We start from the raw sequence: 15,577 nt of genomic DNA on the forward strand, positions 1-15,577 counted from the left end.
CTGCAGGGGGGACCCTGTGGGAGAGTAGGACGCCGCCGAACAATCATTGTGGGAAAGCCCCGCACCATCTGGTGCGGGGCTTTCCTGCGTTCAGGAGGGCTTATTGCGGCCTCGCGAGGCCGCCGAACCGCCTCGGTGTTTCAGAGACGGCCGGCGGCCTTGAGCGCGAGATAGGCGTCGGCAAGTGCGGGGGCCAGTTTGTCCGGCGTCGCGTCGACAACGGTGACGCCGTGACGCTGGAGTTGTTCTGCTGTGCGTCGGCGCTGGGACTGGGCCTGGGTGGCCGCGGCCGCGTCGTAGACGGCTTCGATGTTGCCCCGGCTGTGCGACATCTGCTCGACGTGAGGGTCGGCGACAGAGGCCAGCAGTACGGTGTGACGCCGGGTGAGCTGAGGGAGGACGGGGAGCAGCCCTTCCTCGATCGACGCCGCGTCGAGGCTGGTGAGCAGCACGATCAGAGAGCGCCTGGGGGCGTTCCGCAATGCGGTCGCACTGAGGCCGGGGGCGTCGGTCTCGACGAGTTCGGGTTCCAGCGGGGCGAGCGCGTTGACCATGGCCGGCAGGATCTCGCCGGCTGAGCGGCCCTGCACCTGAGCGCGGACGCGGCGGTCGTACGCCAACAGGCCCACGCGGTCGCCGGCACGGGATGCGAGTGCTCCCAGAAGAAGTGCTGCGTCCATGGCCGCGTCGAGACGCGGGACATCTCCGACTCGACCGGCCGAGGTCCGGCCCGTGTCGAGGACGATCAGGATGTGGCGGTCTCGTTCGGGACGCCAGGTGCGTACGGCGACAGTGGACCGGCGGGCGGTGGCGCGCCAGTCGATGGAGCGGGTGTCATCCCCTGGTACGTAATCGCGAAGGCTGTCGAACTCGGTTCCCTGCCCGCGGATCAGGACACTGGTGCGGCCGTCGAGCTCACGCAGTCGGGCCAGCCGGGACGGGAGGTGCTTGCGGCTGGTGAAAGGCGGCAGGACACGGACGGTCCAGGGCACTTGATGGTGCCCCTGGCGGGCGGCGAGGCCGAGGGGGCCGAACGAGCGGACGGTGATGCGCTCGGCTTGGCGGTCTCCGCGGCGGGTGGGGCGCAGCACGGTGGTGAGGCGTCGGCGCTCTCCGGCAGGAACGACCAGCTTGTGGCGGGAGGCTGCCTGCTCGGACCCGGGGATCCAGCTGCTGGGCGGCCATGCGTCGCGGAGCTGGGCCCGTAGGGGACGCCCCGAGGGGTTGGTGAGGGTGAGCTGTACCTCGGTGACGTCACCCAGTCGAACTGATGTGTCACCGCTTCGGGTGAAACGAAGGGTTCGCACTGGCGCGGCGAGGGCGTAGTCGCACAGGATTGCGAGTGAGAGGGGCGCGTTGACAGCAAGCATCCCCGTCCAGCTGGGGGCGAGGATGCCCACGGGGAGGGAGCCGAGAGCGGCGAGGAGCGCGGATCGTCCGGTGAGGGCCATGGGGGCGGGTGCCTCAGCGGGGGACGGGGACGTGAGCCAGGATCGCGGTGATGACGGAGTCGGCGGTGACTCCCTCCATCTCCGCTTCGGGCCGGAGCTGGATCCGGTGGCGCAGGGTGGGCAGGGCCAGCGCCTTCACGTCATCGGGGATGACGTAGTCGCGGCCGGTGAGCCAGGCCCACGCGCGGGCAGTGGACAGCAGCGCCGTGGCACCTCGGGGGGAGGCGCCGAGACTGAGTGAGGGAGATTCGCGCGTGGCACGGCAGATATCGACGATGTAGCCGGCGATCTCGGCCGAGACCGCGGTTTTGGCGACGGCGGCGCGGGCGGCTTCCAGGTCGGCGGGGCCGGCGACAGGGCGCACACCGGCCGCGTGAAGGTCCCGGGGGTTGAAGCCGTCGGCATGGCGCGCGAGGACGTTGATCTCGTCCTCGCGCGAGGGAAGGGGCACCGTCAGCTTGAGGAGGAAGCGGTCCAGCTGCGCTTCGGGAAGGGGGTAAGTGCCCTCGTACTCCACGGGGTTCTGGGTCGCCGCGACCAGGAAGGGATCGGGAAGAGGGCGGGGTGTGCCGTCGACGGTGACCTGGCGTTCCTCCATCGCTTCCAGGAGCGAGGACTGGGTCTTGGGAGGCGTGCGGTTGATCTCGTCGGCGAGGAGGAGGTTGGTGAAGACGGGGCCGGGCTGGAAGGAGAACTCGGCGGTGCGCGCGTCGTAGACGAGGGAGCCGGTGACATCGCTGGGCATCAGGTCGGGGGTGAACTGGACACGCTTGGTGTCCAGTTGCAGAGACGCTGACAGGGCGCGGACCAGCAGAGTCTTGGCGACTCCGGGTACTCCCTCGAGAAGGACGTGGCCGCGGCAGAGCAGGGCCACGACGAGCCCGGTGACAGCGGGATCCTGGCCGACCACGGCCTTGGCGATCTCGGTGCGCAGTGCCTCCAAGGAGGTGCGGGCGCGGTCCGAGTGCTCAGCTGTCTCGGGGGTCGGGGCGCTCATGAAGTGCGTACCTCTCTTTCGAGGGCGTCGAGTTGGTCAACCAGGTGGATGAGGGCGGCGTCGTCGGCCGGAGCCGAGCCGAACAGCAGGGCGCGGATGTCCCGCTCTCCTGCGGGGAGATGGGCCGAGACCGCGGGGAGCAGGGACTCGGGGGATTGAGCGTCGGCCAGGGGCACGCCGAGCAGCGGAGCCAGGCGCGTGCGGGTGGCGGAACGCAGGGAGGCGGCTGCGCGGTCGCGGGCGTTCACATTGCGGTAGAGGCGGGCGCGGCCCTCGGTGGCTTCGGAAGCACGGATGGCGACCGGCAGCCGTTCCGTGACCAGCGGTCCGAGGCGGCGGGCCCGCCAGATGGCGGCGAGGGCGGCGGCGAGGGCGAGTTGGAGCGTGCCCCAGAGCCAGCCGGACGGGATCAGATCGAAGAACGTGCTGCTGCTGCTCTTCTCCTCCTCGTTGTCACCGCCGGTCTCCGTGCCGCCCTCCTGTGCGGCGGAGGCGTCGCTGAGTGAAGGGAGGTACCAGACCAGTTCAGGGCGGGAACCGAGGAGTTGGAGGGCGAGGGAGGCGTTGCCGTGCTTGTCCAGACGATCGTTGTAGAGAAGGTTCGGGGAGCCGAGCAGCACAGTGTCGCCGCCGGTGCCGGAGTCCAGCCTGACCAGGGTCGGCTGACCATCGCTCATGTAGCAACTGTCCGCGCCGGGGTCGTCGGTGACATAGCGCTCGCCCCCGAGGTCGGCACTGCCCGCGCGTTCGGCGGCGGGATAGCTGCACCGAGGGGCGCGGGCCGACACCTTTGTGGGGGTGGCGGTGAACACGTCGGGGGCCAGGGTGTCGACGGATGCCGGGCCGGCGGCGAGCAGGACCGTGCGGCCGCCGGACGGACCCACAGCCGTGTGGAGTGTCCGTTGCTGACCGAGCGTCAGGAGATCGGGTGCTGCGACGAGAAGGGTGGTGCCGGGGCCGACGGCGGCGGTGGCCTCGTCGAGTGTGGTGACCACGTGTGTGGAGACGCCGTGGTCCTTGAGGAGTTCGGCGACGGCACGGCTGCCGTTGGGGTCGGCGGACCGGGGGTCGAGACGGCCGTGCTGGTCGCCGGAGCGCATGACGGCGATGGTGATCCCGGCGACCACGAGCAGGGCGAGCGCGAGCAGCAGGCCACGGATGCGGATCCATACCTGGCGTCTCGTGGGAGACAGGGAGGTGGAGTCGGGGGCAACCTCGGTCATTCGGCTGCTCCTTGGGCCGCGCTGCTCAGCCGGGGCTTGATGTGCTCCAGTTGGAGGTCCAGGTCCCGCAGGGCTTCGTACGCGGGTCGGCCGGCGGTGCGGCCGCCGTATGTGACGTCGTCGAACTCACGAGCGGCGGCGCGGAGTGCACCGGCCTGGTCGGGGAGGGCATGGCCCGCTTCTGCGGCAGCCTCGTCGGCGGTGCGGCCGGGGCGGGGGTCGAGAATCGTGCGTTCCTCGAGAGAGCGGACGAGGGCACGCATCCGTTCCTGGACGGCCTGGTTCCAGCGGCCGGCGGCGGCGTGTGCCTCCGCGCCGGTGCGGTGTTCGGCGGCGCTGCGAGGCCGGTCGTCGAAGAGCGAGTCGGAGGATCCCGGTGTGCGTTGGGGTGTGCCGAGGCGCCACCAGAGGGCGGCGCCCAGGCCGACCACGACGAGGAGGATGACGATCAGTCCGAGCACGCCGCCGGGGGCGATGCCGGACGCCGTGTCGAAGATGCCACCGACCCAGTCCCAGAAGCGGTTGAGGCCGCGCTCGAGGAGGTTGGGATCGTTCTCGTGGTACATCGGCTTGGACAGTTCCCGCTCCGCCGCCTCGCGGGCGGGAAGCCGAGGAGTGTCCACCGGTACGTCATCGCTCGCTCGGCTCAGCAGATGCGTTGCCGTTGCGCCCCCCGTGATGTGCATCCTGTCAGCCCCCGGCGGAGTGGTTGCCCGGCGGCTCGGAGCCGTAGCCGGGTACGCCCGCCGCCCGGGCGAGTTCGAGGTCGAGGGCCTCGCGACGGATGCGCTGGTCGATGTAGAGCAGGACCGACACACCCGCGGAGATCGGGTAGGTGATGGACGAAGCGATCACCGAGCCGATGCCGGTGACGATGAGGAAGGGCCAGCCGAAGTCCGGGTTGTTGCCGGAGAAGAGGTCGCTGAGACTCTTCGAGTCGACCGCGAAGCCGATGATGGTGAACGGAATCGCGATGATCATTGTCACGAGGAAAGTCAGCAGCACCGTCAGTGCCAGGATTCCGAAGGTGCGCCACCAGGCACCCTGAACCAGCTTCGCGGAGCGGCGCAGGGACGTGATGACTCCGCGGCGCTCCAGCATGAGAGCGGGCGAGGCCAGGGCGAACCGGATCCACAGCCAGACGATGACACCGCATGCCGCGATGCCGCCGAGTACGGAGAGGGTGACCGCCGCTCCTCCGATGAGCAGGCCGGGGAGGACGCCGACGAGCATGATGCCGGCGCACATGGCAGGCACCAGCAAGGTCAGACCCATGAGTTGGGGGAGCCGGGGCCGGGCTTCCTGCCAGGCGTCGGAGAGCGTCACGGGGCGGCCGAGTACCGAGCGGCTGATGACGACGGTGAGCACGGCGGTGGTGAAGAGTGTGCCGATCAGGGCGATGAGCAGGGTCGGGCCCAGGGCGATCAGGCTGGCCTGCATCGACTCGATCGACTGGTCGAGCGCCTCGGAAGGGGTCGCGTTGGGATCGACCTCAGGAGGCTCGGGAAGCAGATAGCGCTCCACGAGGATGCCGCAGATCTGGGTGATGACGGAGACGGTGATCGTCACGCCCAGGACCGTGCGCCAGTGGGCGCGCAGTGTCGACACGGCGCCGTCGAGGATCTCGCCGACGCCGAGCGGTCGCAGCGGAATGACACCGGGCTTGGCGGCCGGCGGCATGCCCCAGCCACCGCCGGGCCGGCCGCCGCCCCAGCCGGGCGGCGGCGGACCCGGGACGGAGTTCGGGCCGGGGCCGGTGGGAGCGGACCACTGCCCGGGATGCGGCTGGTCCTTGGACCACTTCGAGGCAGGTCCGCCCTCGTCCGTGGACCCGGACGGCCGGGGCACGCTTCCGTTGTGCCCGTCGGAAGCAGCCGATCCGGGCGAGGCCCAGCCCGGAGTGTCGTTCACGGTCGTCCACCTCATGCGTTGGTCACAGGGCCGGCTCGGGAAGTCGGCGCGCTCACGGTGCCCGTACGCCTGTTGGGGCGGCCGGTTGGCTGCCATCGTGCCACGCGTCGGCTGCTGGTGGGCCGGGCCGTCTCTCTCCTTCGCGCCTTCAATGTCGAAGGCTCACCGGGCAGACTGGGCGGATGGCTGATCAGCACGTACAAAACCCGGCCGGGAACGAGCCGCGGACGCTCCCGGTGCTGCGCTGGGACGAGCCGCCCGAAGGCCCCGTACTGGTGCTTCTCGACCAGACCCGGCTGCCTGCCGAGGAGGTCGAGCTGGCGTGTACGGACGTTCCCGCCCTGGTGCTGGCGATCCAGACGCTCGCGGTGCGCGGAGCGCCCGTGCTCGGAATCGCCGGCGCCTATGGTGTGGCGCTGGCCGCCGCACGGGGTTTCGACGTCGACGAAGCGGCGGTGCTGCTGGAGAGTGCGCGGCCCACCGCGGTGAATCTGGGCTACGGGGTGCGGCGGGCGGCCGCCGCGTACCGGGGGGCCCTGGCCAAGGGGGCGGACGGCGAGGAGGCGGCCGCTGCCGCCCTCGCCGCGGCCCGGGAGCTGCACCGGGCGGATGCCGAGGCCAGCAGGCGGATGGCCGGGCACGGGCTGGCGCTCCTGGAGGAGCTTCTGCCCGGCGGCGGGCATCGGATCCTGACCCACTGCAACACGGGTGCGCTGGTGTCGGGCGGGGAGGGCACGGCGTTCGCCGTGGCACTTGCCGCGCACCGCACGGGCCGGCTGCGGCGGCTGTGGGTGGACGAGACGCGACCGTTGCTGCAGGGCGCGCGCCTGACCGCGTACGAGGCGGCGCGCAACGGGATGCCGTACACGCTGCTCACGGACAGTGCGGCGGGGTCGCTGTTCTCGGCCGGAGAGGTGGATGCCGTACTGATCGGCGCCGACCGCATCGCCGCGGACGGCTCGGTGGCCAACAAGGTGGGCAGCTACCCTCTCGCGGTACTGGCGAAATACCACCATGTGCCGTTCATCGTGGTGGCGCCGACGACGACGGTGGATCCCGACACCCCGGACGGGGCGTCGATAGAGGTGGAGCAGCGGGCCGGGCGGGAGGTGACGGAGATCGGAGCGCCCCGGTCCGATGCGAGCGGTGTGAGCGGCGGAGGAGGGCCGTTGACGGCACCTCTGGGGACACAGGCGTACAATCCCGCCTTCGACGTCACTCCGCCCGATCTGGTGACGGCGATCGTCACCGAGGAAGGTGCTTTGTCCCCGGTCACCAGGGGCGGAATAGCAGAGCTGTGTGTCAGGTCACGACAGGTAACGATTAGATAATGGGATGATGTCGACTATGAAGGGACGAGTCCTTGTCGTCGACGACGACACCGCACTGGCCGAGATGCTCGGGATTGTGCTGCGTGGTGAGGGTTTCGAGCCGTCGTTCGTAGCGGACGGCGACAAGGCGCTTGCGGCGTTCCGGGAGGCCAAGCCGGACCTGGTGCTGCTGGACCTGATGCTGCCCGGACGGGACGGCATCGAGGTGTGCCGGCTCATCAGGGCCGAGTCCGGTGTGCCGATCGTGATGCTCACCGCCAAGAGCGACACCGTCGATGTGGTGGTCGGGCTGGAGTCCGGCGCCGACGACTACATCGTCAAGCCGTTCAAGCCGAAGGAGCTGGTGGCCCGTATCAGGGCGCGGCTGCGGAGGTCGGAGGAGCCCGCGCCGGAACAACTGGCGATCGGGGATCTGGTCATCGACGTGGCCGGGCACTCCGTGAAGCGCGACGGTCAGTCGATAGCCCTGACACCGCTCGAGTTCGACCTGCTGGTCGCGCTCGCCCGCAAGCCGTGGCAGGTGTTCACCCGTGAGGTGCTCCTGGAACAGGTGTGGGGCTACCGGCACGCGGCGGACACGCGGCTGGTCAATGTGCATGTGCAGCGGCTGCGCTCCAAGGTCGAGAAGGACCCGGAGCGGCCGGAGATCGTGGTGACCGTCCGAGGCGTCGGTTACAAGGCCGGACCGAGCTGATATGTCCGCAGGCAGTGGTGCTCCGAAGCCCGGGGAGCCGGGAGTCCGTACGGAGCGGACTGCCGGACCGGGGCGCAGGCCCTCGCGATTCGGCCGTCTGCTCCATGGCGGACGGCTTCTCCAGGACGGTGCGTCCGGCGGGCCGGTGCCCCGGCTCGTCATGCGCTGGGTGCGCCGTCCGCTGCTGCCGGCCCTGCGGCTGTGGCGGCGGAACATCCAGCTCAGGGTGGTCGCGAGCACACTGCTGATGTCGCTCGGTGTCGTGGTCCTGCTGGGCTTCGTCGTCATCGGGCAGGTGCGCAACGGGCTGCTCGACGCCAAGAGCAAGGCAGCTCAGAGTCAGGCGGCCGGCGGCTTCGCGGTGGCCCGGGACAAGGCCAATGTTCCCGTGGGGCCCGGCGGCAGCGGTGCCACGGACGGCAGGAATACGCGCAACTCCTGGCGGTCCGACCTGGTGGTGCAGCTCGCGAGCGGCGGACAGGGCGCGTTCCACGTGGTGGCGCTGAGCGCCGACTCCCAGGGGGCGGGCTCCAGCCGCGCCGCGCGGACCTCGGGCAATGTCGATCCCGCGAGCATTCCGCCGGCCCTGCGGGAGGCGGTCGGGCCGGGGACGGGCACGTTCGAGACGTACCTGCGGATCGATTACAACAAGGAAGGGCTCGAAGCGGAGCCCGGGCTGGTCGTCGGCACCCGGCTGAACGACATCGAGGGCAATCCGTACGAGCTGTACTACCTCTTCCCGCTGGCGCAGGAGGAGCAGTCGCTCAGCCTGGTCCGGGGCACCCTGGCGACAGCCGGCCTGTTCGTGGTGGTGCTGCTGGGCGCCATCGCCTGGCTGGTGGTGCGGCAGATCGTCACACCTGTGCGCATGGCCGCGGGGATCGCCGAGCGGCTTGCCGCCGGCCGGCTCCAGGAGCGGATGAAGGTCACCGGCGAGGACGACATCGCCAGGCTCGGCGAGGCCTTCAACAAAATGGCGCAGAACCTGCAGCTGAAGATCCAGCAGCTGGAGGAGCTCTCACGGATGCAGCGGCGCTTCGTTTCGGACGTTTCGCACGAGCTGCGCACGCCGCTGACGACGGTGCGCATGGCGGCGGATGTCATCCATGAGGCGCGCAGTGACTTCGACCCGGTGACGGCGCGTTCCGCGGAGCTGCTCGGTGACCAGCTCGACCGCTTCGAGTCGTTGCTGTCCGACCTGCTCGAGATCAGCCGCTTCGATGCGGGCGCGGCGGCGCTGGAGGCCGAGCCGATAGATCTGCGCGAGGTCGTGCGGCGGGTGATCGGCGGAGCCGAGCCGCTGGCCGAGCGCAAGGGGAGCCGGATACGCGTGGTGGGCGACGAGCAGCCGGTGGTGGCGGAGGCCGACGCCCGGCGCGTCGAGCGCGTCCTGCGCAACCTGGTGGTCAACGCCGTGGAGCACGGCGACGGCAAGGACGTCGTGGTGCGCCTGGCGGCGGCCGGTGGGGCCGTCGCGATCGCGGTGCGGGACTACGGGGTGGGACTCAAGCCGGGCGAGGCGACCCGGGTGTTCAACCGGTTCTGGCGCGCCGATCCGGCGCGTGCCCGCACCACCGGCGGTACCGGTCTCGGCCTGTCCATCGCCGTCGAGGACGCGCGTCTGCACGGCGGCTGGCTGCAGGCGTGGGGCGAGCCGGGCGGCGGTTCGCAGTTCCGGCTGACCCTGCCGCGTACGGCGGACGAGCCGCTGCGCGGTTCTCCGATACCGCTGGAGCCCGAGGACTCGAGGCAGAACCGGGAGCGGTCGGGCTCAGAGGGGCCCAAGGCGAGCGGGCGCCGACTGGCGACCCTGCCGGCCCAGCCGGTGTCGGACCTCGCCCCGCTGGGTCCGCCGCGTACGGCGCCGTCAGGGGTGAACCCAGCGGCACTGCCGGGCAATGGTGCCCGGGTGGTGGCGCGGCAGGCGGGAGAGCGGGGCGAGGGCCCCACGGCACAGGTTTCTTCGGACCGGGAGGACACGACTCGTGGGCGCTGACCCCCGTCGTAAGGGCCGTGCGGGCGTGCTGCGGGTATCCGCGCTGCTCAGCTGCAGCGGTGTGCTGCTGGCCGGCTGCGCGTCGATGCCGGACAGCGGTGATGTCCATGCCGTGAAGGCGTCCCAGCGGGCCGATTCCCAGGTACGGGTGTACGCGGTACCGCCGCGCAAGGGCGCGACGCCCGACGAGATCGTCACAGGCTTCCTGGAGGCGATGACCAGTGACGACCCCAACTTCGGCACGGCCCGCTCGTATCTGACGCCGCAGACGTCCAAGAAGTGGCGCCCGGAGGCGAGCACCACGGTGCTGGTGGCCGCGCCGGACCCCGGCGCACCGGTGCTCGGCGAACGGGACAACCCGGGGATGAGCTATCCGCTGTTCGGCCGGCAGATCGCGACGGTGGACGCCCAGCACGCGTATCAGCCCATCACGCCGGCCGACTACCGCAGGAGCATCCATCTGTCGCAGCAGAGCGGCAAGGACGGCAGCAAGGAGTGGCGGATCGACAGTCTGCCGCCCGGGTTGCTGCTCGGTACGTCCGACTTCCAGCGCAACTACCACTCGGTGAACAAGTACTTCTTCGCCTCCGGGCGCGGTGTGATGGTCGCCGACCCCGTCTACATCAGGCAGCGGCAGGATCCGGTGACCCGGATGGATCCGGTCACGCAGGCCGTCAGCGCCCTGCTGGAAGGCCCGACGAACTGGCTGAAGCCGGTCGTCGAGTCGCGCTTTCCCACCGGCACGGCGCTGAAGCTGAAGGAAGGCGTCAGGTCGCTGTCGTTCGACGACCGCAACGGGCTGAAGGTGCCGCTCAACGACAAGGCGTCCCATGTGGGGCGGCCGCAGTGTCTGAGGATGGCGGCGCAGATCCTGTTCACACTCAAGGACCTCACGTCCGCCCGGGTGGAGCAGGTGGAGCTGCTGCGCTCGGACGGCTCGCAACTGTGCGTGCTGAGCAGCGGCCAGGCGGAGGAGTACGCGCCGGACCACGCCTCCGGAAGGCCCGACAACCAGTACTTCGTCGACAACAAGAGCCGGCTCGCGCTGCTGGCAGGCGGTGCCAAGGAGATAGGCGAACCGCAGAACGTGCCGGGGCCGTTCGGTGACGGGCGGCTGCAGATGAGCATGGTCGCGGTGGCCCGCGACGAGCACACGGCGGCGGCGGTCCTCAAGGACAACAGCAAGCTGTTCACGGCGTCCATAGCCTCGAACAGCGAGCTGGGCACCCCGCTGGTGACCAGCAAGGGCACGACCCCGGACAACAGGCTCTCCGCGCCGAGCTGGGACGGCCGGGGTGATCTGTGGGTCGCGGACCGCAACCCGGCGGACCCGGCGCTGCTGCGCCTCGCCGGTGGCGAGGGCAAGCCCCAGGAAGTCAAGATCGTTCCTGATCTGGAGGGCGCTCGTATCGAGGCGCTGAAGGTGTCGGCCGACGGTGTGCGCGTAGCGCTGCTGCTGACGAAGGACGGAAGGACCACGCTGAAGATCGGACGCGTGGAGCGGCACGGCACCCTGAGCGAGCCGGTGGTGTCCGTCACCGAACTGCGTCCCGCCGCACCGCAGATGGAGACGGTGACGGCCGTCTCGTGGGCGGGTCCCAGCCGGCTGGTGGTGGTCGGCAAGGAGTCCGGCGGTGTCCAGCAGGTGCGCTACATCCAGACCGACGGCTCGACCCTGCCCAATGCGATCCTTCCCGGGCTCAACCAGGTGAAGGCGGTCGCCGCCTCCGACGACGAAAGCCGCCCGCTGGTGGCGTATTCCGAGGAGGACGGCATCGTGCGGCTGCCGGCCGGTGCCAACTGGCAGACCTTGGTCGAGCAGGGATCCTCGCCCGTTTACCCCGGTTAGCCGTACGGATACCCCGGTTGGTCGTACGGGACCGGACCCCTGTGGACGCCGGTTGTCCACAGGGGTGGCAGACCGTGCACGCCCAGAGGACAGTGGTGGTCATGCGGACGTGGTGGCGGGAAATCACCGGTCTGGTCCTGCCCGGAGCCTGCGGCGGGTGTGGCATGCCTCGCACACAGCTGTGCCCGGTGTGCGCGGGCGCGCTGTACGGCGCCGGGGCACGGCGTGCACGGCCTGTGCCGGAACCGGGAGGACTGCCCGTCGTACATGCCGCCGCTGCGTACACGGACGCGGTGCGTGCGGTGCTGCTGGCACACAAGGAACGGGGTGCGCGCGGGCTCGCAGGACCACTGGGCACGGCTCTGGCGGGCGCGGTGCGGGCCGCTACGCCCGGGTCCGCGCACAGCGGCGGCCCGCTGCTGCTCGTGCCGGTGCCCTCCGCCCGGCGTGCGGTCAGGGCCCGGGGCCATGACGCGGGGCGGCGTATCGCGCTTGCGGCAGCGGCGGAGCTGAGGCGTACGGGGACGTCTGCCAGGGTGCTTCCGGTGCTGCGGCAGCGTCGCGCGGTGGCCGACCAGTCCGGTCTCACGGCCCGCCAGAGGGTCGCGAATCTGTCGGGGGCCCTGGAGGTACGGGCCGGGGGTGAAAGGCTGCTGGCGGGCGGCAGAGCGGTGCTGGTGGACGACCTGATGACGACCGGTGCGTCACTGGTGGAGGCGGCGAGGGCACTGAGTGCCGCAATGCGCTCCGGCCTTCATGGATTCGTACGGCCGAGCGCCGCCGTAGTCGCTGTTCCGGCCCTGTCGTTCGAAATAAATCGGAACTGACCGGGAACTCGCAACGTTGCAGGTAGTGAGAGGGCAAAAACACCTGATCGGAGGTACGTGCGGGTAGAGGGTGCCGACATCCGTCCGACCGAGCTATGTTCGGTTGTGAGGAATGGCGGACGCCACCCTCACCGAATGTACGGCCATGTTTCCGGTCAGGGATTCGAGGTACGAGAACCTCGAAATTGGTGGGGTGGAGATCTTGTCGACTGGGGAGGAGGAGGTGAAAGTCGCCAAGTCCGAGGCTCCGGTGACCACCGGAGCCTGGTGCAAGAGGGAGACGCTCCGCAGCCTGTAGGGCGGACGGAGCGATCCGGGAACGGAGTTCTGCGTGGACATCGTCGTCAAGGGCCGCAAGACCGAGGTGCCCGAGCGGTTCCGCAAGCACGTGGCCGAGAAGCTGAAGCTGGAGAAGATCCAGAAGCTCGACGGCAAGGTGATCAGCCTCGACGTCGAGGTGTCCAAGGAGCACAACCCGAGGCAGGCGGACCGTTCAGACCGTGTGGAGATCACGCTCTACTCCCGCGGACCGGTGATCCGGGCGGAGGCCGCGGCGGGCGACCCGTACGCAGCGTTGGACCTTGCCACCGGCAAGCTGGAGGCCCGGCTGCGCAGGCAGCACGACAAGCGCCACACCCGCCGTGGCAACGGCCGAGTCCCCGCGGCCGAGGTGGCCGATGTAGTGCCCGGCGTCGCGGAGTTGAACGCCAACGGACAGCCCATCGCCCAGGAGGCGGCGGAATCCATTCCCTCCACCATGCTCGGCTCGCTCGAAGTACAGGGCGAAGGACCGCTGGTGGTACGCGAGAAGATGCACACCGCAGCACCCATGACGCTCGACCAGGCCCTCTACGAGATGGAGCTGGTCGGACACGACTTCTACCTCTTCGTCGACTCGGAGACGAAGCATCCCAGTGTCGTCTACCGGCGACACGCCTATGACTATGGCGTCATCCACCTCGAGTCCGACCCGCTGGCCGGTTCCGATGCGGGCAGCGGCGCCGGAGGTGCACTCGGCGGCTGACCCCGTCAGCAGACAGGCGGTGCCCCTGAGCGCCCTGTGCGCCCTCAGGGGCACCCGTGTGCCACCCCAGGATCACCCGCACTGCCGTCCGGGCATGAAAGCATGGCGTCGCAAGCCAACCGATGCGCTGTGGACTCGCGTTGGCGACCACAACATGATCTTCGGTCCACGGCCTTAGGGGGAGGAACGATGGCGGACAGCTTCGGTCCGGTGCATCACCACCACGCGGGCGACCACAGTGGCGCGCTCGCCGACACCGACGAGGACAGCGGTGAGCCCCGCAAGGAGCCGATCCGGGTCCTCGTCGTGGACGACCACGCGCTGTTCCGGCGCGGCCTGGAGATCGTCCTCCAGCAGGAGGAGGACATCCAGGTCGTCGGCGAGGCGGGTGACGGGGCGGAGGCGGTGGACAAGGCCGCCGATCTGCTGCCCGACATCGTGCTGATGGATGTGCGGATGCCCAAGCGCGGCGGCATCGAGGCGTGCACGTCCATCAAGGAGGTGGCCCCCAGCGCGAAGATCATCATGCTGACGATCAGCGACGAGGAGGCGGACCTCTACGAGGCGATCAAGGCGGGCGCCACCGGCTATCTCCTCAAGGAGATCTCCACCGACGAGGTGGCCACGGCCATTCGCGCGGTGGCCGACGGGCAGTCGCAGATCTCGCCGTCCATGGCCTCCAAGCTCCTCACCGAGTTCAAGTCGATGATCCAGCGCACCGACGAGCGCCGACTGGTGCCGGCGCCCCGGCTCACCGAACGGGAGCTGGAGGTGCTCAAGCTCGTCGCCACGGGCATGAACAACCGTGACATCGCCAAAGAGCTGTTCATCTCCGAGAACACGGTGAAGAACCACGTCCGCAACATCCTGGAGAAGCTGCAACTGCACTCCCGGATGGAGGCCGTGGTCTACGCGATGCGGGAGAAGATTCTCGAGATCCGCTGAGCGGCCCCGCCAAGGCCCTGCTCGGGGTCCTCGGGCCGTCTTCGAAAGATGCAGTCAGCCGAGGGCCTTGACCAGGTCCGCGGTGAGCTCGGGGCGGTCCATCCGCTCGATCCGCACACCGTCGCAGCCGACCCACTGCGCAGCCTCACGCAGCGCCTGGGCCATCGGCGCCACCGCCTTCGGGGTCTCCAGGGAAACCTGGCGTGCCACCAGGGTCCTGCCCTCGCGCGCCGGGTCGACGCGGCCCAGCAGCTTTCCGCCCGCGAGCAGGGGCATCGCGAAATACCCGTACACCCGCTTCGGCTTGGGGACGTACGCCTCGAGGCGGTGCGTGAAACCGAAGATCCGCTCGGTGCGCGCCCGTTCCCAGATGAGGGAATCGAACGGCGAGAGCAGGGTCGTACGGTGTCGGCCGCGCGGCTCGAAGGCGAGGGCCTGCGGGTCGGCCCAGGCGGGCTTGGACCAGCCCTCGACGGTCACCGGCACCAGACCGGAGTCGGCGACCACCGCGTCGAACTGCTCGCCCTTGAGGCGGTGATAGTCCGCGATGTCCGCTCGGGTGCCCACACCCAGCGACTGCCCGGCGAGCCGGACGAGCCGGCGCAGGCACTCGCGGTCGTCCAGGTCGTCGTGCAGCACGGCGTCCGGGATCGCCCGCTCGGCCAGGTCGTACACCCGCTTCCAGCTGCGGCGCTCGGTGCACACCACCTCGCCGTACATCAGCGCGCGCTCGACGGCGACCTTGGAGGCCGACCAGTCCCACCACTCGCCGCCGTTCTTCGCGCCGCCCAATTCGGTCGCGGTCAGCGGACCTTCGGCGCGCAGCTGTTTGATCACCGCGTCGTACGCGCCGTCCGGCAGGTCGTGGTACCAGTGCGGCCGGGAGCGGTAGGCGCGGCGGCGGAAGGCGAAGTGCGGCCATTCCTCGACCGGCAGGATGCAGGCCGCATGCGACCAGTACTCGAAGCTGTGGCCCTGCGTCCAGTACGCATCCTCGACGGTGCGGCGGCCGACCGCGCCGAGGCGGGCGTAGGGAATCAGCTCGTGCGAACGCGCCAGCACCGAGATCGTGTCCAACTGGACGGCGCCGAGATGACGCAGTACGCCCCGCACTCCGCCGCGCCGGTCGGGTGCGCCCAGGAATCCCTGGGCGCGCAGCGCTATACGGCGCGCCTCGATCGCGGACAGTTCGGCGGCGGGAGGCGGCTGCATCGTCATGTCCCGCACGATAGACGGAGGCACTGACACGCGAACCGCCGCGAGCGAGCCCCCGGGCAGAGCCCGCCGTGCCTGAGCCCGCCCAAGTGCCCCGGGCACCCCCTGAGCCCC

At 70.1% G+C, this 15,577-nt stretch carries 13 protein-coding genes; 7 read left to right on the forward strand and 6 right to left on the reverse strand.

The features are described 5' to 3' along the window. Positions 1–140 precede the first annotated feature (140 nt). The 5 genes from ACFYWI_RS06930 to ACFYWI_RS06950 are packed head-to-tail and all read right to left on the reverse strand — an operon-like array spanning position 141 to position 5,582. Positions 141–1,451, reverse strand: a complete 1,311-nt coding sequence (locus ACFYWI_RS06930; RefSeq protein ID WP_389226355.1) for a DUF58 domain-containing protein — start codon at positions 1,449–1,451, stop codon at positions 141–143. A gap of 13 nt (positions 1,452–1,464) precedes the next feature. Beyond that, positions 1,465–2,448 (reverse strand): AAA family ATPase, encoded by a 984-nt coding sequence (locus tag ACFYWI_RS06935; protein WP_389226358.1) that lies wholly within the window; start codon positions 2,446–2,448, stop codon positions 1,465–1,467. Continuing rightward, positions 2,445–3,671, reverse strand: a complete 1,227-nt coding sequence (locus tag ACFYWI_RS06940) for a DUF4350 domain-containing protein (protein ID WP_389226361.1) — start codon at positions 3,669–3,671, stop codon at positions 2,445–2,447. The genes ACFYWI_RS06935 and ACFYWI_RS06940 overlap by 4 nt, the downstream gene beginning before the upstream one ends. After that, a complete protein-coding gene (locus ACFYWI_RS06945) occupies positions 3,668–4,357 on the reverse strand; it encodes a DUF4129 domain-containing protein (RefSeq protein ID WP_389226364.1) in 690 nt (229 codons plus the stop codon). The genes ACFYWI_RS06940 and ACFYWI_RS06945 overlap by 4 nt, the downstream gene beginning before the upstream one ends. A 4-nt stretch (positions 4,358–4,361) precedes the next feature. After that, positions 4,362–5,582 (reverse strand): hypothetical protein, encoded by a 1,221-nt coding sequence (locus tag ACFYWI_RS06950; RefSeq protein WP_389226367.1) that lies wholly within the window; start codon positions 5,580–5,582, stop codon positions 4,362–4,364. A gap of 182 nt (positions 5,583–5,764) precedes the next feature. Here ACFYWI_RS06950 and mtnA point away from each other — a divergent pair, with 182 nt between their 5' ends. The 7 genes from mtnA to ACFYWI_RS06985 all read left to right on the forward strand — a co-directional run bounded on the left by mtnA (position 5,765) and on the right by ACFYWI_RS06985 (position 14,248). Continuing rightward, on the forward strand, positions 5,765–6,913 hold the full coding sequence (mtnA, locus tag ACFYWI_RS06955; protein WP_389226370.1) for an S-methyl-5-thioribose-1-phosphate isomerase: 1,149 nt from the start codon (positions 5,765–5,767) through the stop codon (positions 6,911–6,913). Positions 6,914–6,917: 4 nt separating this feature from the next. Then, positions 6,918–7,607 (forward strand): two-component system response regulator MtrA, encoded by a 690-nt coding sequence (mtrA, locus tag ACFYWI_RS06960; protein WP_199922743.1) that lies wholly within the window; start codon positions 6,918–6,920, stop codon positions 7,605–7,607. A 1-nt stretch (position 7,608) separates the two neighbouring features. Then, on the forward strand, positions 7,609–9,603 hold the full coding sequence (gene mtrB, locus ACFYWI_RS06965; protein WP_389226374.1) for an MtrAB system histidine kinase MtrB: 1,995 nt from the start codon (positions 7,609–7,611) through the stop codon (positions 9,601–9,603). Next, entirely contained in the window at positions 9,593–11,452 is a 1,860-nt protein-coding gene (locus tag ACFYWI_RS06970) for an LpqB family beta-propeller domain-containing protein (protein ID WP_389226377.1), read from the forward strand. The genes mtrB and ACFYWI_RS06970 overlap by 11 nt, the downstream gene beginning before the upstream one ends. A gap of 101 nt (positions 11,453–11,553) precedes the next feature. Next, positions 11,554–12,279, forward strand: coding sequence for a ComF family protein (locus tag ACFYWI_RS06975; RefSeq protein WP_389226380.1), 726 nt, complete (start codon positions 11,554–11,556; stop codon positions 12,277–12,279). A 331-nt stretch (positions 12,280–12,610) separates the two neighbouring features. Further along, positions 12,611–13,303, forward strand: coding sequence for a ribosome hibernation-promoting factor, HPF/YfiA family (gene hpf / locus ACFYWI_RS06980; protein ID WP_389226383.1), 693 nt, complete (start codon positions 12,611–12,613; stop codon positions 13,301–13,303). A gap of 189 nt (positions 13,304–13,492) precedes the next feature. Next, positions 13,493–14,248: a response regulator gene (locus ACFYWI_RS06985; RefSeq protein ID WP_389226386.1), complete on the forward strand. Its 756-nt coding sequence runs from the start codon at positions 13,493–13,495 to the stop codon at positions 14,246–14,248. Between the two features lie 54 nt (positions 14,249–14,302). On the opposite strand, the gene ACFYWI_RS06990 is transcribed toward ACFYWI_RS06985, so the two are convergent. Then, entirely contained in the window at positions 14,303–15,466 is a 1,164-nt protein-coding gene (locus tag ACFYWI_RS06990) for a winged helix-turn-helix domain-containing protein (protein WP_389226389.1), read from the reverse strand. Positions 15,467–15,577 lie beyond the last annotated feature (111 nt).

Source organism: Streptomyces sp. NPDC002889, assembly GCF_042888425.1.
Lineage (GTDB): Bacteria > Actinomycetota > Actinomycetes > Streptomycetales > Streptomycetaceae > Streptomyces.

What these genes read in the sequence shown, in the direction of transcription:
- ACFYWI_RS06930 (WP_389226355.1), bottom strand. Translation starts at nt 1,451, where the DNA reads ATGGCCCTCACCGGACGATCCGCGCTCCTCGCCGCTCTCGGCTCCCTC.
- ACFYWI_RS06935 (WP_389226358.1), bottom strand. Translation starts at nt 2,448, where the DNA reads ATGAGCGCCCCGACCCCCGAGACAGCTGAGCACTCGGACCGCGCCCGC.
- ACFYWI_RS06940 (WP_389226361.1), bottom strand. Translation starts at nt 3,671, where the DNA reads ATGACCGAGGTTGCCCCCGACTCCACCTCCCTGTCTCCCACGAGACGC.
- ACFYWI_RS06945 (WP_389226364.1), bottom strand. Translation starts at nt 4,357, where the DNA reads ATGCACATCACGGGGGGCGCAACGGCAACGCATCTGCTGAGCCGAGCG.
- mtnA (WP_389226370.1), top strand. Translation starts at nt 5,765, where the DNA reads ATGGCTGATCAGCACGTACAAAACCCGGCCGGGAACGAGCCGCGGACG.
- mtrA (WP_199922743.1), top strand. Translation starts at nt 6,918, where the DNA reads ATGATGTCGACTATGAAGGGACGAGTCCTTGTCGTCGACGACGACACC.
- mtrB (WP_389226374.1), top strand. Translation starts at nt 7,609, where the DNA reads ATGTCCGCAGGCAGTGGTGCTCCGAAGCCCGGGGAGCCGGGAGTCCGT.
- ACFYWI_RS06975 (WP_389226380.1), top strand. Translation starts at nt 11,554, where the DNA reads ATGCGGACGTGGTGGCGGGAAATCACCGGTCTGGTCCTGCCCGGAGCC.
- ACFYWI_RS06985 (WP_389226386.1), top strand. Translation starts at nt 13,493, where the DNA reads ATGGCGGACAGCTTCGGTCCGGTGCATCACCACCACGCGGGCGACCAC.
- ACFYWI_RS06990 (WP_389226389.1), bottom strand. Translation starts at nt 15,466, where the DNA reads ATGACGATGCAGCCGCCTCCCGCCGCCGAACTGTCCGCGATCGAGGCG.